Here is a 23,437-nt window from a genome sequence, read left to right as displayed (position 1 = left end):
CATCTAAATACGTTAGCACATTTTAGCTACGTATTTTGAGACTAGTAGTTAACACTAGCATGCTCTAGCAGGGTAACGTCCCGCCGACGGCCCAGCCTACTAAGAATTTCAGCCGGCAATCTGGAAGAAGGGTTGCGCACAGCTGCAGGGTCTGCCAGCCTTTCACCAGCCGCTGGCTCTCTAAAAGAATGCTTGCTGCCGCCTGTCTTCTTCATCTTTAAGTTATTCGGTTAAATCAAATTTTAATCAGGGATTAATAAATGTCAAAACTTTTTCAGAAAAAGTTATTAAAAGCAAGCTAATCGCCGGCCTTTTTGGCCTTTTTAAAGGCTAAGAAGCAGATGGCCAAGACGGCGCAGGCCAGGAGGACTGGGGCCACGAAGGCCTGGTAGTTGGCGATGACCTGCTCATAGGCGCTGCCCGCCAGGCGGCCGGCGAAGATCAAGACCGTGTTCCAGATCAAGGTCCCGCAGGTCGTGAAGACGATAAAATGGCGCAAGGAGAAGTGGCTCATGCCCGCTGGAATGGAGATCAGGCTCCGGACCACCGGCACGAAGCGGCCAAAGAAGGTCGCGCTTTTCCCATGCTTGACAAAGTAGCGCTCAGTCTTGGCGATTTTTTCCGGAGACAGCCCCAGGAGCTTGCCAAAGCGGCTGGCGGCCAAGCGGTTTAAGCGCTGGCGGTCAAAGGCGGTGCCCAAGAGGTAGAGGATCAAGGCCCCAAAGAGAGCCCCGGCAGTGGCCGCCCCAACCGCGCCCCAGGCGTTCAGCCCCGTGGTCAGGGTCATGAAGCCGGCAAAGGTCAGAATCAGCTCTGACGGGATTGGCGGAAAAATGTTTTCAAGGGCGATCAGGCCGGCGATCGCCAAGTAGCCATAGTTCTGGATCAGCTGTGTGATTGTTTCGTCCATAAATAACCTCGCATCTAATTCATTCTTCTTCCAAGATAGCAAAAAACTCTTAAGAAAGGGTTAGTCAGCCGCTTTCTTAAGAGTTCTTTGAGCTTGCTTTACATGGATTTGATCTTTAGCTGCTTGTAGAAATAAGAGATGATTGAGATTGGAATAATTAAGAACAGGAAACTAGGATTGAAATGCCGCGGCCTATTTCAGCAGGATGTCCAGCTGGTCGGGGCTCATCAGGTGCTGCTCCAGGACCAGTTCGCGGACGCTTCTTCTTTCGCGCAGGGCCCGCTTGGCGATCTTGGCGGATTCCTGGTAGCCCAGGTATGGGCAAAGGACGGTCGCGATGCCGACGCTGCTTTCCTTGAGCTGGCGGCAGTGGTCCTTGTTGGCCGTGATCCCGGTAATGCAGTTGGTCACCAGGGTATCGACCGCGCCGGTCATGGCTCTGAATGATTCAAAGAGCTGATAGAAGACTACTGGCTCAAAGGCGTTCAATTCCAGCTGCCCGGCTTCAGCCGCCATGGTGATGGTCGTGTCATGGCCGCAGACCAGGAAGGCGGCTTGGCTGACGACTTCGGGGATGACCGGGTTGATCTTGCCCGGCATGATGGAGGAGCCGTTCTGCTTGGCTGGCAGGTTGATCTCGCTTAAGCCGCAGCGCGGACCTGAGGACAGGAGGCGCAGGTCGTTGGACATCTTGGACAGGCTGATGGCCAAGGCCTTCAAGGCCCCAGAGACTTCCACGAAGGAGTCCAGGTTTTCAGTGGCGTCAAAGAGGTCGTCGGCTTGGACCATTTTCCGGCCAAAAAGCTCGCTCAGTTGGTCGGCGATGTGGTCTTCATAGAACTGGGAGGCGTTGATCCCCGTCCCGATGGCCGTCCCGCCCAGGTTGATGACGTGCATTTCGGCTACTGCCTTGGCCAGGCGCTTTTTGCAGCGGACTACCATTGAGGCATAGCCGTGGAAGCTGTCGCCCAAGGTCATTGGCACCGCGTCCTGCAGCTGGGTCCGGCCCATCTTGATGATGTCCTTGAAGTCGGCCGCCTTTTCCTTTAAGGCGTATTCCAGCCGGGTGAGCTCGGCATCCAGCTTTTCAGCCAGGACGATGGTGGTCATCTTGCCGGCAGTGGGGATGGTGTCGTTGGTTGACTGGGCCATGTTGACATTGTCGTTTGGGTGAACCAGGTCGTACTTGCCCTTTTCGCCGCCCAGGATTTCGTTGGCCCGGTTAGCGATGACCTCGTTCATGTTCATGTTGGCACTCGTCCCAGCCCCGCCTTGGACTGGATCCACGATGAAATCTTCTGAAAACTTTCCATCGATCACTTCGTCGCAGGCTTGTTCAATGGCCCGGGCTTGGTCAGAATCGATTAGACCAATTTCGTGGTTGATCATGGCTGCGGCCTTTTTGATCAAGGCCAGGTTGCTCAGAAATTCTGGGCTCATCTTCAAGCCGGTGATCTTAAAGTTCTGACTGGCCCGCTCCGCTTGTACGCCGTAGTAGGCTTTTGCGGGTACGGCCAAGCTGCCGATGGAATCTGCTTCAATTCTGCGTGAATCTTTCATGTCTCTTTTTGCCTCGCTCTTTCGTAAATTTCTTTATGGCAAATACTATAGAATAAAATTAGACCAATGTGAACAGGGAGGGGCGAATTCTTCCGCAAGTGATGAAAATAGGGGATGAAAATTTAAAATTCGCAGCTTTAAGGGAGCTGATTTTTAAAAAGTTAGCTTTTGGGAGATTTTTTCCCCCAGACCGAGGGCAAAAAGGGCCGTTTGCGAGCCAAAAAGAGCTTGAATTTAAAAAAATAAGGCGATTTCAAACTTATTCCTAATTATTGCAAAAACGGTGACCGGAAATTGCTATAATTACAAGGAGAATTAGCAAATGAAAGGTTCTGAGCAACATGTTTTTCTTCTTTCTTGAACCAATTTTGATCTACAACTGGCTGCTGATCCTGGCGGCTACGATTCCAGCCATCTTCTTGATGGTCAAGGTCTACCAGTCCGACCGCCTGGAGCCGGAGAGCCCGTACCTGCTTTGGACCATGGTCAAGGGCGGCTTCTGGGCGGCGGTGGTTGCCGGGGCAATTGAGTGGCTGGGCAACGCGGTCTTGGTCAACTTCGTCTCGCAGAAGGCTGACCTTTACAACGTTATCATGTACTTCGTGATCGTGGGCTACGCGGAAGAGGGCGGCAAGTACTTCTTCTTGAAACGCCGGTCCTGGAACAATCCCGAGTTCAACTGCCAGTATGACGGCGTGGTTTATGCCGTGTTCGTGGCCTTGGGCTTCGCCTTATGGGAGAACATCAGCTACGTGCTCTACTATGGCTTTTCAACGGCCTTGGTCAGAGCGGTGACGGCAATTCCTGGTCACGCGTGCTTCGGCGTCTTCATGGGCGTCTTTTATGGTTTGGCCCGGGGCTGCTCTTATTTGGGCAAGAACTTCCGCGCCAAGCTGTGCCGGATTTTAGCCGTAGTTGTCCCCGCTGCCATCCACGGGGCCTACGACTACATTGCCTCGATCCGCGATGCCAGCTGGCAGTGGGTCTTCGTGGCCTTTATCGCCGTCTTGTTCTTGATCTCGTTCATCTTGGTCGACCACATGTCCAAGAACGACAAGTACTTCCAAGTGGCAAGACGCAAATACAGATATTAAGTCGTGTAAAAAGCCGCATCCGTTAAGGATGCGGCTTTTGCTTATGTCAAAACTATTTTGCTGTTTCTTTTTTCAAGTATTTGTCAAACCAGCTGGTGATTTCGGTGAGCCGGCGGATCCGGTGCTTCGGCTGTCCGCTTCTGGAGAGCTCGTGGTTTTCGCCCTTGAACAGGCACATTCTGGCTTCGGTTCCGTAGTAGAGCAGGGCCCGGAAGAACTGCATCCCTTCCGGCAAAGGACAGCGGAAGTCTTCTAGAGAGTGGATGAAGAGGGTTGGGGTCGTAACGTTCTTGGCGTACTTGAGCGGGGACTGCTGCCAGGCGTAGTCCAGGTCATCGCCCAGTTCCTTGGCGCCGATGGCGTAGAGGTCGTCCCAAGGGCCGATGTCTGACAAAAATGAGTCGCTGAACCAGTTGGACATGGACCGCTGGGTGGCAGCAGCGGCGAAGCGGTGGGTGTGGCCGATGACCCAGTTGGTCATGTAGCCGCCGTATGAGCCGCCCGTGATGCCCAATTTGTCAGCAGCAATCTGCGGCACTTGGTCCAAGACGGCGTCGGTGAACTTCATCAAGTCGTCGTAGTCCTGCCGGCCCCATTTGCCGCGCATATCAGCGTAATCGTTGCCTTGTCCGTCTGAACCATAGATGTTGCAGAAGAAGACGAAGTAGCCCGCGCCAGCCCAGACTTGCATTTCATGGAAGAAAGGCGTGCCATAGACCGTCTTTGGACCGCCGTGGACATCGAGAATCGCAGGATACTGCTTCTTAGGATCAAAGTCCTTTGGGTACAGAACCCAGCCATGCTGAGTTTTTCCTTGAGCGTCAGTGTAGTCAAGCTGCTGGGCTTTGGCGACATAGCGGTCCTTTAAGGCGTCTTCATTGTAATTTGAATGCTTGCTCAGCTGGCCATCCTTGTAAGAGTAGAGCTGCTGGGTTTCATTAGCGGCAGCTCCCGTGAACCAGAGGGTGCCATCGCCAGTAAAGTCGAAGTAGTCAATGGATGGGAATTCAAAGACTGGCTTGACCGTTTCCCCGTCAAAAACTTCCAGGACGCAGTGGTCGACTTTGGTAGTGGTGAAGTAAAGCTTATCCTGGAACTTGCGGCTGGTGCGGACGTCGAGCAGGCAGAGGTCGGTGTCGACCACGTTGCCCCAGCAGTCGTCCCAAGCCGCGGCCAGACTAAGTCCGTGCTTATTTTTATCATAAAGATAGAGCTGGGGATTCTCTTCCACGCCGTAGCGCTGCTGGTCAGTGGCGGCCAGGTAGAGCTGGTCTCTGAGGGTAAAAATGTCAAAAATCGCCCACTGGTCTTTTGGCAACAGCTCTTCAGTCTTTAAGGTGTCCAGGTCCATGGCAAAAAGGGCCGGCTTCAGGCTCTTGGAATGGGTGTAGGATTCCCCGGTGAAGTAAAGAGTTTGGCCACAGGCTTGGAAGAAGTCAAAGGCAAAGTACTTGTCATCTTTCAAGAGCTCAGTCAGCTGCTGGGTCTTTGGGTCAAAAATAAACAGGCGGTCGCGGAGCTTGGAGATGACGCCTTGGTTGTTGAAGTAGGCCGGGAACTCGTCCATCACGATGTAGTCCTTGGCGTCAGGGTCCTTCTTTTTGGCAGCTTCATTCAGGTCAACCCGGCGGGTGAGCAGGAGGCGGCCGTCAGCCAAGACGTCGGCCACGCCGTAGTCCGCGTGATCCAAAGCAGCTGCGACCTGGGCTTCCCCGCCATCCAAGTGAAGCTGGTAGATGAAGGTCTTGTCCTTTTCCTTGGTCCGATTGCCGGCAAAATAGATGGTGTTGTCGTCAGCAAAGACAAAGTCGCTTTCCTCGCCAAAGGAGGTGAGGGGGTGGATCGTGCCGTCCTTGTATTCATCGATAGTATAGCGGTATTTTTCCTTCTTTGCCGCGTCAGGCAGGGCCTTGACCCATGCCAGGCTCTGCCCCTTGCACTGGAGCTTGCCTAAATTGCTGTAATGCAAAAAGTCTTCAATCTTGATTGCTTGCATCTTGCGTCCTCTTTTCTGTCAGTGATTTGTTTTAATTTTACTCTAATCTGCAGGTGGTTACAAAAACTTTACAAAAAACGGCTTTTTAATGTATGCGCTATCAATTGATGCTATGCTTTTTTTGAAAATTGAAATGAAATTGCATTAGTTACAGAGAAAAAATGAAAGGAGCAGACAAATGTCAGAAGAAGATGCGGCAGACATCCCCTGCGTCAATGGCTCGCAGGCTGCAATCGAAGAAATTACCGGCCAAAAGGAGCAAGCGTTGATCAGCATCTTGCAGCAGGCAACTGGCCTAGGCAAAACCTATGGCGCGGTGCGCGCGATCGTCAAGCGGGCAGTCTTTGACCAGCAAATAACTATTTACTTGACGCCGCTTCGCAAGGACCGCGATGAGGTCTGTCAAAGCTGCCGGGAGCTGCTGATGAAGCTGGGGCAAGATCCGGATGACTTCCTGGTCGACGTGCTGTCTGAACAAGACCAGGTGAAAGAATATTTTAATACGCAGGTCTTTGCAAAAGCGGGCGAAACGGCAGGCAATTGGCAAACGCGCCGGAGATTATATGAGGAATGGCGCGCGGAGAATCTTCCCAAGAGCTTCCCCAAGACTGGGAAAGTCTTCGCCGCCCTGCAGTCAGTCTTGGTCTTTCCTGATTTTCAAAGCACTGAAGAAAAGACGGAGGCTTCCAAGAAATTCAGTCAAATCAAGTGGATGATCCACGATGATGCCAGCCGGCTCGTCGATCTTGAAGACGACAAGCGGCAGAAAAAGCTGGATGCCAACGCGCGAAAGCAGCGGATGAGGCAGCTGGTCTTTGAGTCTCTTCCTTGGTATCGCCTGATGTTTCCAGATTATGACTTGGCCAATAAGAAGATCATCGTGATGACGGCAGACAAGTTTCTCTTCCCGTATAAGAGCTTTGAGGGCAAGAGCAAGTGCTATTGGCATCTGAATTTCAGCCGCAAGATTCCTGGCAGCAAGGATCCGGCGCCAGTCAATCTGGTTCTTGATGAGGCCGACAAAATTCACCAGATCTGGCTGAGCCAAATGCTGAATCAGCCAGACTACCGCATCGATCTTTACTATTTGGCACGGAAAATCAGGGATGCGCTTGACCCTAAAAAGAGCGAACCGAATCCGAAAATCAAACAGGCTGGCGACAACAAGGCGAGAATTGACTTTTGGCATAAACAATTTGCTGAGCTATCACGAAAATACCATCTTGAAGATGACTTGGTAGTAGGGAGCAGCCTGAAGGAAGATCAGATTGAAAAGCAGTTCCTGATCAACGAAGGCGAGGCCAATTATTTGAGCATCAATGACCGGCTTCAGGTTGAATACAAGTCAGATCCCTTCAGCATCGGCCAGGCAAAGAAGCAACGCGTCAACGTGATTGAAAAAGCGGATAGCACCCAGAAGCATAAGCAGAAGGCAGTTGAACTGGACAAGATGCTGGCTGACTTGAACCAGAAAATCGCCGGCTTCGTCGAGAACAGCTATTCCATGGGCAAGAACGTGCAGAAGCATATCAAAGAAATTGACGATCATCAGCAAAAGCTTGGCAAAGAACCATACCGGGAGCCGATGGAGCTGGATGATGAGCAGCGCTTTGTGCTGCGGTCATTACTGAAGACCAGCGACAATGACCGCTTGATCAATTATCTGATAAGCACCTATACGCCGGATTTTCCGCCGCGCCATCAAACGGGCATCAAGGCCAACTTTACCAGCGATGACTCGGTCTTTGCTAAAGGATTCATCATTCACGCCATAAATTCCAACCGGTCAAAAAGAACCGATGTGAAAGTCTTTCGCTATGGTGATCGGCTGACTCCGGAGCTGCTTTTGGCGATCTTGGCCAGCAAGTGGCGGGTGATTCTGGTCTCCGCGACTGCCGAGACGGACTCAATATTCAGCAATTTCGGCTTGGAATGGGTCTATGACAACGTTCCGCGCGTCTACCAGCTGCCCGAGCAGGTTGAGCGGCAATTGAACGCGGAAAACGAAGCCCGCAATCAGGCCCAGAGAAGCAAGGGGAAGATTGCCGTACAGTGGGTTGGACTGCCAGATGGAGCAAATTTGCGCGATGTCTTTAAGGCCGCGCTCAAAGACGCATCCTTGACCAATCCGCAAGCCGCCGACTTGATTGCCAGCATGCCCGGGGCGCCAAATGGCGGCAGATTTGACTTTAACTGCCCTTATCGGCCTGAGGCCAACGAGCCTTTAGGAAATGGCCAGCAGATCAACGACGTCTGCTATTTCTTCGGGCGGAATCTGAAGCTGCTGCAGGCTTTGGCGGCTTTTTGCAAAGAGCACCAGGCCCACCCAAGCCGGGTTGCCTTTATTGCCTACACCAACCGCAGACTTAAAGAAGAGGAGGCAGCGTGGTATGAGCAGACTTTAAAAGATCTGGGCTATTTGACCCAAGAGCAAGTACTGGTGCGCGTAAGCGCGCAGGGCGACGCGGAGAAGCAGCTGCAAGGAATCAAGGAAGCGTGGGCCAAGGGCAAGCTCAAGATCGTGCTGACCTCATATTCAACGATGAGCCGGGCAGTCAATCCGCAGTTTCCGGCCAAGGACTTATTGAAGAAGTATCCAGATGACTACGTCATTCTTGATGAGCGCTTTTATGACCAGGAGCAGCCAATGGTCGACATTAATGGCTGCTATATGGAACTGCCAACGCACGTTTTGCCAGCTATTAGCACAGATCGTGGCCAGGAGGCTTCAGAGGCGGAGCAGGTTATGAACTTTCTGGAAATGCATTATGACTGCGACGCGCTTTTGACCCTGGGCACTCCAGACTTTACCTATGCCGATGCCCAGCACTTGCTTGAAGCCAGCTACAATCGCCACCCTCTCAAGCGGGAGGCCAATGCCTTTAACAGAATCCAGGCTAAATGCAGGGCGTATACCAGTCAGATCGACCAAACCAGCGGGAGAATGGTCAGAACCGTGGTTAAGCCCAAAAAGATGCTGGTCATCCTGGATGAAGACATCACTGACTATCTGGATCAGCAGCAAATTGCCGATAAACGCACGAACGCGGTAATGGAAGCCATCGCGGCTTCAGCGCCCAAGCGGCCGGCTTTGCCGGATCAAACGGCCGAGCACAAGCTTAAGCGCCGCATGGTACTGGCCAACAATGCGATGACCTATTTGGTGCAGGACGCACGCGGGCTGGTTTCTAGACCTGAAGCAATGCAAAAGCTCTGGGTCAGCTTGCGGACTTTTATCGCCAAGCATCCCTGGCTCGCGGAATGGCCGCAAGTAGAAGACCCGAACCTGGCCAAGCTGCTGGGCAACTATTATTGGGATTTTGGTCATCCGATCTCCGGCTTTTATTTCTGTGAAGACAAGGACTGGGCCCGGATGCTGGCGCTTGGAGAAGACAGAAACGAGGTCAAGCAGCAGATGCGCAAGGCCAAGCTTGTTCAACGGCATAAGCTGCGTTATCTGGATTATCCAGGGTATCTGCAGCGTTTTGCCAAAATTTTCCAGCGCTATCCTTGGCTGAAGCAGCAGCTGGAAGAGAAGGGCTATCAGCTTGACTTTGCGCCCAGCCGCTACCTGCTGATACCAGGTGCCTTCAACAACCTGTATAAGGGGGCTTTAGGGGAAGCGATTGGCGAGGCAGTCTTGAAACAGGCTGGCTTGGACTACCACGGCATGGACCAGCTTCCAAAAGACGAGCTGGAGCGCTTTGACGGTTTCGTTAAAAAGGCTGACGGCCAGTATGTCTATGTTGACTGGAAGAATTACGATACCAGATTGAGCACTAGTTCAGAGACGCAAACGCTGAGATGGATCAAGAAAAAGCTGGGCATGGTGAAGCATGGCAATTCGGCGATAATCATCAACATTCTCCAGTGGTCCAAGAGCAGTCTTCACCCGGTCAGCATCGTTGGTCCGATTGAGGACGGCAAAGTCTACTGCTATCCATACCTGTTCGATGCCGATGGCAAATTGAATATGAAATTGATTGAAGAATTAAGAAGGTCATTAACTCATGAAAAATAAGCAGCATAAAGATATAGAAAACATAATCACGCTTAATAAGGTTTGGTTTGAGGTACATTTGGGCAAGATCCTGCAAGATTACGATATCTTCTACATGGATTGCCTGGATGATGGCCAAAAGGCAGGATATTCCTTAAAGTTCCTGCTCAACCAGCTGGCTGACGATTTCCAGGGGAAGCTCCTGGTCTGCTACCAGCCGGTATATCTGGCAGGCGGGTACAAGCGGCGCGTTTACTGCATGAGCGCGAAAAGCAGCCAGCTGACGGCGGAAAAGCTGCGCGGCTGCCGGGCATTTAGAAAGACTGACGTTACCGCGCCGCGGGCAGTCAAGAGCAGCGCGGAGATCACGAAGATGACCGTTTTTAAGCTGCTCTTCATGAACGTGCCTTTTGCTTTCAAGCTCAACCAGCAGGGAAAGCTGTCCCGGTGCAATATCTTTGGCAACTTGTACTTCTACATTCGCGGCAAAAAATCACTGAATAACAGTGATTGCATTGTCTTGTATAAATTGAATTTCGGTGAGTATTCCGAAACCTTGCAGATTTCCAATTCCTTGTTTACCTCGATCAGGCTGTTCAAGCAAGCATATGGAGATAAGCTTAAAGATAAGCTGGAGGAGCGCAATTTGCTATCTGGCCCTTTTTTCAAGATTGACATTATCCGGAGAATTTTTAGTCAAATCCGCAGGCTGAACGATAACTGCTATCTAAATGCCCCTCTTTATCAAAACGAAAAGCCTAAGACCAGAGACGGCGCTTTGAAGTTCTTTGCGCTAAGCAACGGGACATCATTTACGCAATCCAAGACAGGCTTGGCATATAAGTTGCTTGATGCCTTTAATAGCTACTACGAAGGAACTGGCTACATCTCGAAGCTGACCTTCACGGAAATTGCTGCCAAGACAGATGCCGTGCAGGACAGTAGCCAGAAGCTGCGGAAAGAACAACAGGCAACGGTCGATGAATTCTTTAAGGACAAGACTATTTACCTGATCGATCAGACTGGCAAAGACGTGGACTTGCAGCAGCTTAAAGATTACTTCGAGCCTAAAGTCGGGCAGGTGTTGATTTCTGATCAAGTTAAAGCCGGCTTGAATATTTCGGTCGTCTTGCACGCCAAAGAGTATCAGGGCAGGGACCGCTACCAGCAGAGCGACCAAGAGAAGCTCGTGCAGCACATCTATTTAGATACGTGTTTTCATGACGGCAAGCTCACGAATCATCCCGCCTTGGACAACTGTCTCAAGGAGCTATTGGTCAAAGAGTGTATCGTGCAGCAAACGATTGAGCCGTTAAAGGTGCAGGGGGAGCCTGGGGCTGAATTCTTCTACTGGGACGTGGAAGGCCAGAACTGCTGGAAACTGGCGTTTAAAGATAACGGCAGCTTTGAGATTACGGCAAGCAATCTCGGATTTGATCCAGCCGGACTGGAAAATCCGTTTTTGCAAGCTGGCTTACTAAAAGAAGATGACACGGGGAAAAAGAAGACCAGGTATGAGCTTTTGGTTCGCATTGATGGCGTTTTGTACGGGATTAAGCCGACTGATTTCAGAACCATACCAAACAAGAGCCTTTATCAGAAAATCCGCCAAGAGCCAAACTTCCGCAGCTATCGCAACAACCAGGGCCTGAATGAGTACCTCAGTGGGATGATATATGAAAATCACTGGCTTCATGCGGGCCGAGTGTATTTTAACGTCGGGAAGATCGGCAAGGGGATGAACAGTTCGATTGAAAGAGGCTCAGTCGTGCGCGAGATCAGCAAATTGTCAGGCGAGATTGAAGAAGAAGAGGCCAAGAAGCTTTATCGCATGCTGAAAATGACCCAGGTAACCTTCGTCAAGTACAAGGAGCTGACTGTATTGCCGTATCCGTTGAAGCTGCTCAAGGAAGCAGCAAAAATGAGCTGGGCATAAGACCGCGGATGTGAATGAATATTAGCTAGACTCTGCCGTGAGAGGTGCTAATATAAAAATAGCTCAGATTTATGACAGCGGATTCTTGGATGGAGATGGTAAGGTGCAAAAAATTAATCTGATTTGCAATAATAAAGGAAAAACAAGCACAAATGACGCGGTTTACTTTCATGGCTGGCTGATGTCGCGAATTAGTGAGGATTTCGCGGCTAGGATGCACCAAACGGGCGTCAACCCAGTCACGATCGCGGTTCATGCTTCAAAGAAGCAGGTCGTTTTCTCAATCGCAATGCTGACAGATGAAGCGGCAGCAGAAATCGCGAAAGTGCTGCTCGATCCTGACTTTACCAGCTTTACGCTGAAAAGCACCCGGCAGGAAGAGTTCAAGATCGTGAAGAAAGAGCAGGAAATCTTAAGCAGCCAGGACTTGGCCCAGGCCTTTTACCAGCCGGAAAAGACTAAGCGGCTGCTTCAGGTGCTGGTCACGACGCCTTTAGCCTTTAAGACCAATGGAGAATACTACAATCTGCCGGATACCCGCTTATTCTTTCAAAGCCTGATGAAGAAGTACAATGCCATCTTTGAAAAGACTGAGCAGATTGATCTGGATTTGCTGGACGAGCTATGTGACAAGGTCAAGCTGGTCAACTTCAGCATCCACTCGCGCCGCTTCTACATTCATAAAGCGTATATCAATGGCTTCTGCGGGAAGCTGGCTTTTTATTGCAATGGCGCGGAAACACTGGCAAATTATGCGGCTATGCTGCTGAAGTTTGCCGAATATGCCGGCGTTGGCGTGAAGACCAGCCTTGGCATGGGCTCGGTACAATTGACTGAGGGGGAACATAATGGATAAGAAAATGGTGGAGACCTTCTATGGATCGTTCCTGCACGACATTGGCAAGGCGATTCAAAGACAGGAATCCGGAGTGAGAAAAAATCACCAGACTTTAGGCTCAGAGTTTATCAAGGACTATACCGATGATGAACAGATAATTGACGCGCTCTACTATCACCACAACCAGTGGGAAGAAAAGCCAACCAATCTTAGAAACGCGGATATCCCTGCCGACAGCGCCGCATACCTGACCTATATCGGCGATAATATTGCTGCCGGGACCGACAGACGCTATGAAGAAGGCGGAACGCGCAAATGGGATCACAAAATACCATTGTCAGATATTTTCAACCGCTTTGGCGATCAACAAGGCAAGCGTTGCCTTCATCCTACTGAGATGCGGCCTGATCTTGTTTCCGATATGGACCCGCTTGTCGTAAACGAAAAGGAAGAATTCACGCCTGAGCGCTATCAGCGGGTAGTCAGGCTTTTCAAGGCAGGGATGCAGAAAGTTGAACTGACGGAAGACTACATTCCCAGCGTAATGAACCTGGTTGAAGAGACAATGGGAGAAATCCCATCAGACACGGCTGAAGACGGGGAACCGGACATTTCCTTGTATGACCACATGAAACTGTCGGCAGCTTTTGCCTGCGCGATCAAACAGTACCTTGACTATCACAACGATCATGACTATCAAGAGACGCTGTTTGGCAACGGCAAGAGCAGCTACCGGGAGAAAAAGTTCTATAAAGAAAAGGCTTTTCTGTTGGTAGGCTATGAATTTGCTGGAACTGACGACTTCATCAACACGATTACCAGCAAAGGGGCATACAAGCAGCTGCGGAGCCGGGCCTTCTATGTTGAGATGCTGACGCGCTGGTTCTTGGACCGGCTGCTGGCGGAAATGGATCTGACAGAGGCCAACGTCCTTTATCAAAACAGCCATGATGGCTTGTTCTTTGTCGGAAATACTGGCCGCAATGTCCAAATCATCCAAAAAGCACAAAAGCGGTTCAATGAGTTCTTATTGAAGAATTTTGGCAGCAAGCTCTACCTCGCCCTTGGGACGGCAGAATTCTCGGCTGCTGACATCAAGGCCGGCAACAGCAAGCTGGAAGAGTATCAACGGGTAGCTAAAAACTATGCTGAGCTTTTCAAGGACCTTGATAGCTGGATTGACCGTGATTTGGACCAGCGCTATGACATGGCCACCCTGAAGCGGCTGAACGCCTTTGGCAAGAAGAGCGGCCGGGAATGCGCGGTTTGCCATAGCGTAATGAACCTGCTTCCAGATGAGAACAAGTGCGTGCTCTGTGGCAAGCTGGAGAATTTCTCCCAGGACATCCAGAAGGAAAAGTATTTTGTCGTCAACGATGACAGCCGCGGCTTGCCGCTGGATGATGAGCACTACCTGCATACGGTCAGCGAGGAAGAAGTTCAAGATCAAGAGCTCTCTGGCAAGGTCTATACGAAGAATTCTTACGCGAGTGGCAAGCAGCAGGCAACGCATATCTGGGTCAGCGATTTCAGCCGCGCGCCGCGCAACAGCTTCAGCTACTTCAGTGACCGGGAGTGGCGGGCAGAAGAAGAGCTGCCGACAGGGATCAAGCGCCTTGGGTCTTTGATGTTTGACATTGACGACTTGCACGCGAAATTTCTGACTGGCTTTTATCCGCAGGAAGGCGGCAAATTCACCACGATCAGTCGCTTTGCTGAGCTTTCCAGAAGAATTGACCTCTTCTTTAAGCTCTACTTGAATCAGTTTGCAGAAGACTATCATTTAAGCATCATTTATTCTCAAGGCGATGATGCCTTTGTATTAGGAGCTTGGGATGACTTGCTTGATTTTGCCCAGGATATCCGTGATACATTTGTCAAATGGACTGACCATAAAATGACGCTGTCGGCCGCCATTGGCCTTTTCCCTGATTCAATGCCGATCAATATTATTGCCCGGCAAAGCAAGGAGCTGCTTAGAGCGGCTAAATTAGCCGGAAAAGACCGGATCGCCTTGTTCAGCAAGGAGAATGTGCTGACCTTCGATGAGTATGAAAAAGACATCCTTGAAGGCAAGCTCAGAATTATCGCTGATTTCTTTGACAATGAATCTGAACGGGGCAAGGTCTTTATTTACAAGCTGCTGGACTTGATCCGTGAGCGGCAAGACAGAATCTCATTTGCCAGACTGGCTTATTACTTGACCAGACTGGAGGAAGCAAGCAGCAACAAAGAGAATTTTAGAAAGTTCAAGCAACGCATCATGACTTGGTTCAGCGATGACAAAGAAATCAGCCAAGTTGAGCTGGCATTGACCCTGTATGTCTACAGTATCAGAGAGGAAGAATAAGCATGTACCAAAATTCACACCAGCACTTTAATAACAAATCGCGCTATGAAGTGCCAAAACCAAACATCAAGATTACTTTCAGTGATGAACGCTATGTCGATGAAGCAGAAGCAGTTATCCGGTATTGCAAACAGAATGGCTTCAAGGCTCCTGGCTCCAGGGAAAATGATGAGATCAGCTATAACCAGCTGAGAAACCTGCTGGGAATGACCAGCGCAATTTTTGATGCGACCAACATTTCCGGCTTAGCCGGTATCTATGACCAGCTGACCTATTTCCGGATTCAACTGGTCTATACTGCCGGTAGGAATCAAGCCATGAAGAGCTTTATTGATGCCAGCCAGCTGCTGGAGATCGTGAAGAAGATTGAACAAAAGACGGGCAGCGAAAGCCAGCAAAAGCGCGAGATCATCCGTTTGTGCAAGTATATGGAAGCTTTGGTGGCATACTTCAAGTATTACGGTGGAGGACAAAACAATGACTAATTTGGCAAAAATCAGATTTACGGGACAGCTGGTGTTGGAAAGCGGGATGCACATCGGGGCAAGCACGGCTTTTGCAGCAATTGGGGCGATTGACAATCCAATCATCCGGGATCCATTGACCCACCTGCCGGTTATTCCTGGCTCAAGCCTGAAGGGGAAGATGCGCACTTTGCTGGCCGCGGCGATGAACGACAAAATTGCCAACAATCCAAACCAAGATTGCGAGCAAATCATCCGCTTGTTTGGCGCTGCCGCTGCTGGTGGCGAAGATGGCAAAGCCCCGGTTCAGGGCAGATTGCTCTTTAGAGACAGCGTCTTGTCCAATGGCCAAGAACTGGTTGACATGGGAATCAATACCTATACTGAGGTAAAGTTTGAAAATACGATTGACCGGGTTAAAATGCAGGCTAATCCAAGACAGATCGAACGGGCTGTCCGGGGAAGCCGCTTCAATTTTGAACTGATTTATGACGTGCTTGATTCATCCCAAGTCAAAGAAGATCTGGAGACGATTTTGACCGGCTTTAAGTTGCTGGAGCTGGACTATTTGGGTGGCAGCGGCAGCCGCGGCTACGGCAAGGTCAAATTCACGAATCTGCATGCGGAAACTGTTTTTGGCGATTACGACGTCAGCGAGATCAACGACAAACTGGAGGGGTAAGATGGCTCTGAAAATCTATCGAATGCACTTTCAAAAGGCGCATTTTGGCGATGGCTATCTTAATACCAGTGTCGCTCACTTTGAGGCAAGCAGACTGTTCAGTGCCCTATGTCTGGAAGCATTGAAGAATGACTGCCTGGATGAGTTCATCAATGAAGCGGAGAAAGAGAGCTTCGTGCTGAGCGATGCCTTTCCGTATGTTGGCGAGCCGTATTTGCCTAAACCAGTCTCGTATCCAAAGGCAAAGAAATTTGATTTTGAACATTTCCAGCATGACGCGAACAGCCAAAAGATTGCTGACAGCTTGTATGCCGTGCCTTTGTCGGAATTTCAAAGCTTCGTGAATGGCCAGGCAGACGTTGAAGAACTTGCTGCTAAGCAGGCAGCTTTCGCGGTGACGACGGAAGTGACCAAAAAGGGTGAAGATCCATACGAAGTCGCGGTTACCAGCTTTTCTGGTGCTTTATACGTAATTGCGGAGCAAAGCCAGCTGCTGGATCAGCTGATGATGAGCCTGCAGTTTAGCGGCTTGGGCGGCAAGAGAAGCGCGGGGTATGGGTCTTTTGATCTGGAAATCATGGATTTGCCAGATGAAATGAGTTCGCGGATGCAAGCTGACCAAGGCGACTGGCAGCTTTTATTGGCTGCCAGTCTGCCGCGGAATGCGGAACTGGAAGAAGTGATGGATAACGCTACCTACGAGATCAAGAAGGACAGTGGCTTCGCGTACAGCGAAAGTGAGCAGGAATTGCTGAGAAAGCAGGATCTGTACAAGTTCAAAGCTGGCAGCATCTTTAAGAGCAAGTACAAAGGCGCGATCGTTGACGTGCGGCCAGCTAATTTCGCTCATCCAGTCTATAACTTCGCCAAGGGCTTGTTTTATAGTTTTGAGGTGTAGATATGCAACAATACAGAGAATTCCAGTTCATCTTGAGAACTCTGGCTCCGGTTTTCATTGGCAACGGAGAAACTTATAAGCAGCGGGAATACATTTACGAAAACAACAAGTATTATTTTCCAAATTTTGTAACCCTTTATCAGAAATTGGCTGCCAAGCCCCGCCAGCAGGAGGCTTTTGAAAACTACCTGATGTCTTCAAGACGGCAGGAAAAGAATGAACGCTTGGGTGAATTCTTGCGCCGGATCGACTTTACTGACCGTGATTTGGGTGGTTACGCCATTGAGAGAACGGGGGCTGAGGTTGACGTGGGCGTTGACCCTGACAGATTGAATGAAATTGCCAAGTTTATCAAGGATCCACAAGGCCAACCCTATATTCCAGGCTCATCTCTTAAGGGGGCAATCAGAACGATTTTGCTCAACACCCGTTTTGGATACGAAGAACCACACTGGGGTGGCAAGGATGATATTTTCCATAATATCCGGGTATCCGACAGCGAGCCACTGGCTTTGTCTTCTTTGATAATTGCCAAGAAATGGGACTACAACAAGCGCAAGCCGGATCCAAATCCGCTGCCGCTGACTAGGGAGTGCCTCAAGCCCTTCACCAAGGTTACCTTTACCATCACGACGGTTGGCGATGAAGCGGCTGATTTGATCAATGGCTTGAGCAAGGCCGCGGATGAATTCTACAAGCAATATGAAGCGAGATTTTTGAAGGACTTGGATCCAAAATACCAGCAGCACGGCTACAATCATCCAATTTATCTTGGCGGTGGCAGCGGCTTATGGACTAAGGCAAATTATGGCAAGATCGATCTCGATAGAATTAGAGACGATACTCCAAGGCGAATGAAGATGAAGGGGAATGGCGTGTTCAAGCTGACTAAAGCCAAGCGCGTGGCATACAAGCTGAGGTCAGTAAAACAGAATTTGGTTGCTGAAAATAGCGGCAAAAGAGATACTGAAGCAAATATCGGCTTCTATGAAATGGGCAGATGCTGTTTCAGCGTAAAAGAGAAAAAATGACGTATGAAGAATATTCTGTATGTTGAGAACGTAAATTTCGTCGGGATAAGCAAGTTCGGCGTGAAAGCGACGAACCTGCAGGATCATACGGAGAAGTACTTTGCCTATGAGGATCTTGACGCGATAATTTTTGACAACGTAAAGAGCTATTTGAGTCAGCACTTGATTGAAAAGTGCGCTGAGAACAATATTATGCTGCTTTTCTGTGACAGCAAGCATTCACCGCTCGTCTTGTTTGACAATATCTATGGTCAGGAGCACCGGCTGGAGATGCTGCAAAAGCAGCTGAACTTGAGTGCTAAAGCCAAGAGCCGCATTTGGCATAAGATCGTGGTCAGAAAGATTCAGAATCAGGCGGAATGTTTGGAGCTTCTGGAGAGGCCGAAGACAGATGTTGAGCTGCTTAGGTCAGCTGTGAAAAACGTCACGGAGGGAGATAAACATAATACTGAAGCCTACACGGCCAGGGAGTACTTTCAGTCTTTGTTTGGCAAGGATTTCAAGCGCGGCCGCTATGACGATCTGGTTAATGCCAGTCTGAACTATGGATATGCGATTATTCGGGCGCTGATCAGAAGAAAGATTGTCGTTCATGGCTTGGAACCAAGCTATGGGGTGAACCACCGCTCAACGGAAAATCCTTTTAATCTGTCAGATGACTTAATAGAATGCTACCGGCCACTGATTGATTTCTCGATTGTATTGCATTTGCGGGAAAGAGATGTCGAAGACGTTGAGCTGACGCCGGAAGACAAACAGGCGATTGTTCATATCATGCTGGAAAAATGCGTAATTGGGGACAAGATTTTCCGAATCGGGGATGCGGTAGAGGAAACTATCAAGTCATATTTGGCATGTCTTCAAGCGGATAGTGCAAGCAGCCTGAAGTTGCCAACCTTTATTCAAGGAGGCAAGTGATGGTACTGCTATTGAGTTTTGATCTGCCCAGAAACACTAGAGAAGAACGCAAAGAAGCCGCTGAATATAGGAAGCGGCTGGTCGAGCTGGGATTTGACATGAAGCAATACAGCTTGTATGAAAGAGAAGTTGAGTCCGATACCACAAAGGATCATTTGATCAAAATTTTGAAAAATGAAGTTCCAGATGACGGCATGATAACTCTATATTTGCTGCCAAATGAGGTGAATGATAAACAGATCAATATTTTGGGGCCGAATGCACCACTTAAGACGGTATCTGTGCCAAAGGTGATCGTGATTTAATAGTTTGCATGGTATAATAAGTTATGTTCTCATTAGCAGACAGCCGTTTTTGCCCGAAAATTGGACAAAAAGGGATGCAGCTTGAAGCGTTCTGCCCGGTTATTGGACGATCAAAATGCTGGGAATTGCTTCATGCATCAGTGTTTCAAGCTTGGTCTGCTAACAACTTATCTCCGCTAGAAGGAGACGAGAACTTTGTTGGGTCGATCAGCAAAAATACACCTGGTCTTGATGCTAACAACTTATCTCCGCTAGAAGGAGACGAGAACCTTAATCAAATTAAAAAGAAAATTAAACATCACGAAGCTAACAACTTATCTCCGCTAGAAGGAGACGAGAACATCTGATCAAACATTTTCTTTTCCTCCATCTTGTTCTTTGCTAACAACTTATCTCCGCTAGAAGGAGACGAGAACCGCAAATTTAACGACCTCTTCATTTAAAAAAGGTTTGTTGTGCTAACAACTTATCTCCGCTAGAAGGAGACGAGAACGGATCTACAAAAAAGGCGCAACGATTGAAGAAAAAAGAGCTAACAACTTATCTCCGCTAGAAGGAGACGAGAACCGAAATCGAGCGGGACTACAGCAAACCTTACAAGATTGTCACGGCTAACAACTTATCTCCGCTAGAAGGAGACGAGAACCTAAAAAAGCTATGTTTAGCTATTTTAGAACCGTTGCTAAAGCTAACAACTTATCTCCGCTAGAAGGAGACGAGAACTGATGTTCGTAAACAGTACAACCGTCAAACTTTTTACAAGCTAACAACTTATCTCCGCTAGAAGGAGACGAGAACTCTGTGCTTAATTCTAGTCATTTGCTACACCATCCTTTGCTAACAACTTATCTCCGCTAGAAGGAGACGAGAACTTGCAATCCCTTTAATATCGTTAAACATTGCTTTTGCTAACAACTTATCTCCGCTAGAAGGAGACGAGAACTTGTCATTTAAAGATTTTAATGATTTTTTGTCATTATCTGCTAACAACTTATCTCCGCTAGAAGGAGACGAGAACCTAAATTCAACCCATGTTCGCCCGTAACAATAAAAGTCATCCGTAAGCTAACAACTTATCTCCGCTAGAAGGAGACGAGAACACGGTCGAAACGATCAAGAATTTCTTGCGCTTCAAGTTCCGCTAACAACTTATCTCCGCTAGAAGGAGACGAGAACGGGCCGACCGATGACGTAACCCATAAAAACAGAACTCAGCTAACAACTTATCTCCGCTAGAAGGAGACGAGAACCTAACTGGGATTTCCAGCCATCTCTCAAAGCCATCGGCTAACAACTTATCTCCGCTAGAAGGAGACGAGAACAGACTATTCTTTTTGTTGTCTTTTTTCATCATGTAGAACTTAGCTAACAACTTATCTCCGCTAGAAGGAGACGAGAACTCAAAATTTTGCATAAATTCTTCAAAGCTTTCAGGCTAACAACTTATCTCCGCTAGAAGGAGACGAGAACCTCTCATCAATGCAGAGTTTCTAAAGATCGTGTCCATCTGCTAACAACTTATCTCCGCTAGAAGGAGACGAGAACTCCAGCCTTGATGCCATCAACGATTGACTTTTCGAGCTAACAACTTATCTCCGCTAGAAGGAGACGAGAACCTTAGGTGACGCCTTGCGCTCTTGGTACTCCTGCTTGCCTTGGGCTAACAACTTATCTCCGCTAGAAGGAGACGAGAACGGCATCTCCTCACGCAGCTTTTTGCCCTTGTAGACGTATGCTAACAACTTATCTCCGCTAGAAAATGGAGCGTGTTTATCACTTTGAGTTTGAATTTAGAAACACTATCGATCAAGATCGATGGGAAATCAATCGCAAAAAGAAAGATTTTACCGATGAAGTTGCTAGTCCAACGTACATGAAGCAACATCGTAAACAAAAAGTAAGGAGAAATTAATATGACATATAAACTGACCGAGACCCAAAAGATTAATTTATATATTCGCTTGAACAAATTAAACAGTAAGATAAAGAGCCTATCGACTGACGAAGAGTGGATTAATAATCGCAAGCAAATTGGCGAGGTACTCTACCAACTTAATTTAGTCGAAGATCCAACTGATATGAATGAAGTTGAAAAAGCGAATTCAGACTATATTAGAAAGCGGACGAAATCCGTTATTCAGAATAGACCAATGGCTGCATACTTTATCAATCAAAAGGCACTAGACGAATTAGGCAACTTAGTTGACGAAGAAGACGAAAACTATTACTCTGACTTTCATGACATGTTAATTAATGATATGGCCGAATATGCAACAATTGTAAGAGATTTCGATTTAAAGTTAGCTAAAGCCAAAGAAGCTAATGATATGAATTACTACCGAGAAGAATATGCCAGACTTGATAATGCTAGACGGCGCCAACATGATGCAGTAATTGCAAGTCTTGCAGCCGCAAATAGAATTAACGAGTCGGAAGGCTTAGAGCCGGTAATAGATGTTGGCGATAGCAGATCAGTCCATGATGTGCATCGTACTGATGTTGGCAATGCAGTTATATCATGGCTGGCAGAAACCAACTATCAAGATGCCCAAGGTCTATAAGCCCTGTCTTCTAGGCAAGCTGTCATTTCCAAATAATCAACGTATGGAAGCGTGTTGATCGAGGTTGGAATAAAGTCTCATAAACTGATAAATCCCATCTTAGCATTGCTAGGATGGGATTTTAATATACCGCGCTACTTCCATTTCGGATCAATCATCTTGACGCGGATTTGCTATGAAAAAGCTCAATATCGCCTAAGTGCGCAACAGCAGTCCGTCACCCAAAAAATCGCATATCAGTCGATTGGCGCGGCATCCCTCTCAGAAATCAAAGCTTTTCTGAAAGATTGGCGTCTGGCGCAAGTCATAGACGAAGCCGTCAGTCGGCGCGATTTCAAAAGGCCGCAGCAGCTCCCGGCGTTCTGATTCCGTCTTGTTGATCTCCAGCATTTCCGGATGCTGCTCGTAAATGCGGTCAAGATAGGATAAGTCAACTTCCTTAACCGTCCCGTTCAAGGTAAAGCCCACGCTGGACATGGTTTCTTCGCCTTTGAGCGCGGTGATTGAAACATACGGCTGCGCGTGCAGGCGGTGATAGAAGCCTTTTTGGTAAGTCGTTGCAAAGTATAGCTTGCCGTCAAGCTCCAGTTCGATGTCTGCGACATTTGTGTACGGGCGGTTATTGGCAATCGTCCCAAAGACTACCGACTGAAAAGCTGCCGGAATCAGCTTTAAAAATTCTTCCTTGCTCAAACTGTCATCCAAAGCAGGTACTGGTACGCGCAATTGTTAGTCCTCCAATTTTAAGTGTACTTTTAAGATCTACATGATTATCATAGCACATTTAAATTCTGAACGAAAATGGTGAAGTTCGATCGCATTCGGACTCCACCGTTTTTTGAAAACTGATAAGATATTAGAAAAAGGGGATGGGACCATGAACAGGGGATATTCCGTAACTCAGCGAATAAAAAATATGAAGCAGCCACGGGGCGGGTATTATCAAACCAAAAGAGCTCCAGGCAGACTCCTTTGAATCAAATTTTCCGAATTGCCGTCGCTGACATTTCTGAAGATGTCATTAGTGAGCTCGAAGAAAAAGTAATCGGGTATGGGATGCAGTAATGCAAAAAATGGTGGTCCGTTCTGGATCACCATTTTTCTGTTTAAAGCTCCTTGATAAAGTAGTACTGATCATAGTCCTTAAAGGCTGGAGCGATTTTGAACAGCTGCTTATAGCCCAACTTCTTGTAAAAATTTGGCGCTTGAAAGCTGTAGGTGTTAAGGATGATGCGTTTGATTTGCTTAGCCGCGGCCTCTTTTTCCACCTTATTAAGCAGCTGCAGGCCGTAGCCATGGCTGCGGCATCCTTCAGCCACGCAAAGATAGTCGATTTCAACCGTGTCAAAGACAGCAGTAGCAACAATACCTGCCGCGATTTTGCCATCCTCTTCGATGTAAAAGATGTAGTCACCCGAATCTTCCATGTACTGAGCATTGTATTCTTGCAGCATTTGGTGTACTTTCTCGTTGACTTGCCCGCTGCTTTTCGTGATTTCCATCTTGTCGGCCTCCTTTTTCTTGATTCTAGCAAAAGGGAAGGCGAAAAAATAGGTCTGCTGGTTAAGCAGGCCTATTCTTCTTAATTATACAGGGCGGGTCAAAGTCTTTCTTCAACAATGCGGGCAATTTGACCATTAGCTGCCAAAATCAGTAATTTCATGTTTATTATTTTCCTTTCTGCTTGTCAGATTCTCTTGATGCTTTTATGATAGCGGGGCGCAAGCTTTTTGAAAAATACTGTTTGATAGTATGCAGGAAGGACATAGTGGATATCAAATACTGTAAATTCTGATGTACATAAAAGATCATGATTGTGGATAACATAGGATCAGCCTTGAGACTGTCAATTCTTTTGTGTAAATAAATCTTTCCGGCTAATTGATTCTTTAAC

General features: G+C 48.3%; 18 protein-coding genes and 1 CRISPR repeat array. Of the genes, 12 read left to right on the top strand and 6 right to left on the bottom strand.

The window, feature by feature from the left end; translation table 11 throughout:
• Window positions 1-298 precede the first annotated feature (298 nt).
• A complete protein-coding gene (locus OCH80_RS08780) occupies window positions 299-910 on the bottom strand; it encodes a DedA family protein (protein ID WP_404540088.1) in 612 nt (203 codons plus the stop codon).
• A gap of 192 nt (window positions 911-1,102) precedes the next feature.
• The gene (locus tag OCH80_RS08775; protein ID WP_404540087.1) at window positions 1,103-2,470 is read right to left on the bottom strand and encodes an aspartate ammonia-lyase; all 1,368 of its coding nucleotides are present in this window, start codon (window positions 2,468-2,470) and stop codon (window positions 1,103-1,105) included.
• 341 nt (window positions 2,471-2,811) lie between these two features.
• Between OCH80_RS08775 and OCH80_RS08770 the strand changes: the two genes are divergently transcribed.
• A complete protein-coding gene (locus tag OCH80_RS08770; RefSeq protein WP_404540084.1) occupies window positions 2,812-3,564 on the top strand; it encodes a PrsW family intramembrane metalloprotease in 753 nt (250 codons plus the stop codon).
• A gap of 52 nt (window positions 3,565-3,616) precedes the next feature.
• On the opposite strand, the gene OCH80_RS08765 is transcribed toward OCH80_RS08770, so the two are convergent.
• Window positions 3,617-5,560 (bottom strand): alpha/beta hydrolase family protein, encoded by a 1,944-nt coding sequence (locus OCH80_RS08765; protein ID WP_404540082.1) that lies wholly within the window; start codon window positions 5,558-5,560, stop codon window positions 3,617-3,619.
• A gap of 178 nt (window positions 5,561-5,738) precedes the next feature.
• On the opposite strand from OCH80_RS08765, the gene OCH80_RS08760 reads away from it, so the two are divergent.
• From OCH80_RS08760 to OCH80_RS08710, 11 genes are all read left to right on the top strand, one after another.
• Complete coding sequence (locus OCH80_RS08760) at window positions 5,739-9,581, top strand: hypothetical protein (RefSeq protein ID WP_404540079.1); 3,843 nt, start codon at window positions 5,739-5,741, stop codon at window positions 9,579-9,581.
• Window positions 9,571-11,496, top strand: coding sequence for a hypothetical protein (locus OCH80_RS08755; protein ID WP_404540076.1), 1,926 nt, complete (start codon window positions 9,571-9,573; stop codon window positions 11,494-11,496). The genes OCH80_RS08760 and OCH80_RS08755 overlap by 11 nt, the downstream gene beginning before the upstream one ends.
• Before the next feature lie 103 nt (window positions 11,497-11,599).
• Complete coding sequence (gene cas6, locus OCH80_RS08750; RefSeq protein WP_404540074.1) at window positions 11,600-12,352, top strand: CRISPR-associated endoribonuclease Cas6; 753 nt, start codon at window positions 11,600-11,602, stop codon at window positions 12,350-12,352.
• A complete protein-coding gene (cas10, locus tag OCH80_RS08745; RefSeq protein ID WP_404540071.1) occupies window positions 12,345-14,684 on the top strand; it encodes a type III-A CRISPR-associated protein Cas10/Csm1 in 2,340 nt (779 codons plus the stop codon). Before cas6 ends, cas10 begins: the two co-directional genes overlap by 8 nt.
• A gap of 2 nt (window positions 14,685-14,686) precedes the next feature.
• Window positions 14,687-15,169 (top strand): type III-A CRISPR-associated protein Csm2, encoded by a 483-nt coding sequence (gene csm2 / locus OCH80_RS08740; protein WP_404540068.1) that lies wholly within the window; start codon window positions 14,687-14,689, stop codon window positions 15,167-15,169.
• Complete coding sequence (csm3, locus tag OCH80_RS08735) at window positions 15,162-15,830, top strand: type III-A CRISPR-associated RAMP protein Csm3 (RefSeq protein WP_404540066.1); 669 nt, start codon at window positions 15,162-15,164, stop codon at window positions 15,828-15,830. Before csm2 ends, csm3 begins: the two co-directional genes overlap by 8 nt.
• A gap of 1 nt (window position 15,831) precedes the next feature.
• Window positions 15,832-16,728 (top strand): type III-A CRISPR-associated RAMP protein Csm4, encoded by an 897-nt coding sequence (gene csm4 / locus OCH80_RS08730; RefSeq protein ID WP_404540063.1) that lies wholly within the window; start codon window positions 15,832-15,834, stop codon window positions 16,726-16,728.
• Between the two features lie 2 nt (window positions 16,729-16,730).
• A complete protein-coding gene (gene csm5, locus OCH80_RS08725) occupies window positions 16,731-17,759 on the top strand; it encodes a type III-A CRISPR-associated RAMP protein Csm5 (protein WP_404540061.1) in 1,029 nt (342 codons plus the stop codon).
• Between the two features lie 3 nt (window positions 17,760-17,762).
• Window positions 17,763-18,677, top strand: a complete 915-nt coding sequence (gene cas1, locus OCH80_RS08720) for a type II CRISPR-associated endonuclease Cas1 (RefSeq protein ID WP_404540058.1) — start codon at window positions 17,763-17,765, stop codon at window positions 18,675-18,677.
• Complete coding sequence (cas2, locus tag OCH80_RS08715) at window positions 18,677-18,982, top strand: CRISPR-associated endonuclease Cas2 (RefSeq protein ID WP_404540055.1); 306 nt, start codon at window positions 18,677-18,679, stop codon at window positions 18,980-18,982. Before cas1 ends, cas2 begins: the two co-directional genes overlap by 1 nt.
• A 158-nt stretch (window positions 18,983-19,140) precedes the next feature.
• Window positions 19,141-20,752: a CRISPR direct-repeat array (repeat unit 36 nt; unit sequence GCTAACAACTTATCTCCGCTAGAAGGAGACGAGAAC).
• Window positions 20,753-20,895: 143 nt separating this feature from the next.
• Window positions 20,896-21,543, top strand: coding sequence for a hypothetical protein (locus OCH80_RS08710; protein ID WP_404540052.1), 648 nt, complete (start codon window positions 20,896-20,898; stop codon window positions 21,541-21,543).
• A 261-nt stretch (window positions 21,544-21,804) separates the two neighbouring features.
• Here the strand turns inward: OCH80_RS08710 and OCH80_RS08705 are convergent, their stop codons facing one another.
• From OCH80_RS08705 to OCH80_RS08695, 3 genes are all read right to left on the bottom strand, one after another.
• Window positions 21,805-22,269: a pyridoxamine 5'-phosphate oxidase family protein gene (locus OCH80_RS08705; RefSeq protein WP_404540049.1), complete on the bottom strand. Its 465-nt coding sequence runs from the start codon at window positions 22,267-22,269 to the stop codon at window positions 21,805-21,807.
• A gap of 380 nt (window positions 22,270-22,649) precedes the next feature.
• The gene (locus OCH80_RS08700; protein ID WP_404540047.1) at window positions 22,650-23,045 is read right to left on the bottom strand and encodes a GNAT family N-acetyltransferase; all 396 of its coding nucleotides are present in this window, start codon (window positions 23,043-23,045) and stop codon (window positions 22,650-22,652) included.
• A gap of 166 nt (window positions 23,046-23,211) precedes the next feature.
• Window positions 23,212-23,437, bottom strand: a 226-nt coding sequence (locus OCH80_RS08695; protein WP_404540044.1) for a hypothetical protein, incomplete at its 5' end; no start/stop codon positions are given.

Source organism: Lactobacillus sp. 23-2 (assembly GCF_044902225.1).
Taxonomy (GTDB): Bacteria; Bacillota; Bacilli; order Lactobacillales; family Lactobacillaceae; genus Lactobacillus; species Lactobacillus absianus.
This window is presented reverse-complemented; position numbering and strand designations above follow the sequence as displayed.

Coding starts and splice junctions, on each gene's coding strand:
- OCH80_RS08780 (WP_404540088.1), bottom strand. CDS start 910: ATGGACGAAACAATCACACAGCTGATCCAGAACTATGGCTACTTGGCG.
- OCH80_RS08775 (WP_404540087.1), bottom strand. CDS start 2,470: ATGAAAGATTCACGCAGAATTGAAGCAGATTCCATCGGCAGCTTGGCC.
- OCH80_RS08770 (WP_404540084.1), top strand. CDS start 2,812: ATGTTTTTCTTCTTTCTTGAACCAATTTTGATCTACAACTGGCTGCTG.
- OCH80_RS08765 (WP_404540082.1), bottom strand. CDS start 5,560: ATGCAAGCAATCAAGATTGAAGACTTTTTGCATTACAGCAATTTAGGC.
- OCH80_RS08760 (WP_404540079.1), top strand. CDS start 5,739: ATGTCAGAAGAAGATGCGGCAGACATCCCCTGCGTCAATGGCTCGCAG.
- OCH80_RS08755 (WP_404540076.1), top strand. CDS start 9,571: ATGAAAAATAAGCAGCATAAAGATATAGAAAACATAATCACGCTTAAT.
- cas10 (WP_404540071.1), top strand. CDS start 12,345: ATGGATAAGAAAATGGTGGAGACCTTCTATGGATCGTTCCTGCACGAC.
- csm2 (WP_404540068.1), top strand. CDS start 14,687: ATGTACCAAAATTCACACCAGCACTTTAATAACAAATCGCGCTATGAA.
- csm3 (WP_404540066.1), top strand. CDS start 15,162: ATGACTAATTTGGCAAAAATCAGATTTACGGGACAGCTGGTGTTGGAA.
- csm4 (WP_404540063.1), top strand. CDS start 15,832: ATGGCTCTGAAAATCTATCGAATGCACTTTCAAAAGGCGCATTTTGGC.
- csm5 (WP_404540061.1), top strand. CDS start 16,731: ATGCAACAATACAGAGAATTCCAGTTCATCTTGAGAACTCTGGCTCCG.
- cas1 (WP_404540058.1), top strand. CDS start 17,763: ATGAAGAATATTCTGTATGTTGAGAACGTAAATTTCGTCGGGATAAGC.
- cas2 (WP_404540055.1), top strand. CDS start 18,677: ATGGTACTGCTATTGAGTTTTGATCTGCCCAGAAACACTAGAGAAGAA.
- OCH80_RS08710 (WP_404540052.1), top strand. CDS start 20,896: ATGACATATAAACTGACCGAGACCCAAAAGATTAATTTATATATTCGC.
- OCH80_RS08700 (WP_404540047.1), bottom strand. CDS start 23,045: ATGGAAATCACGAAAAGCAGCGGGCAAGTCAACGAGAAAGTACACCAA.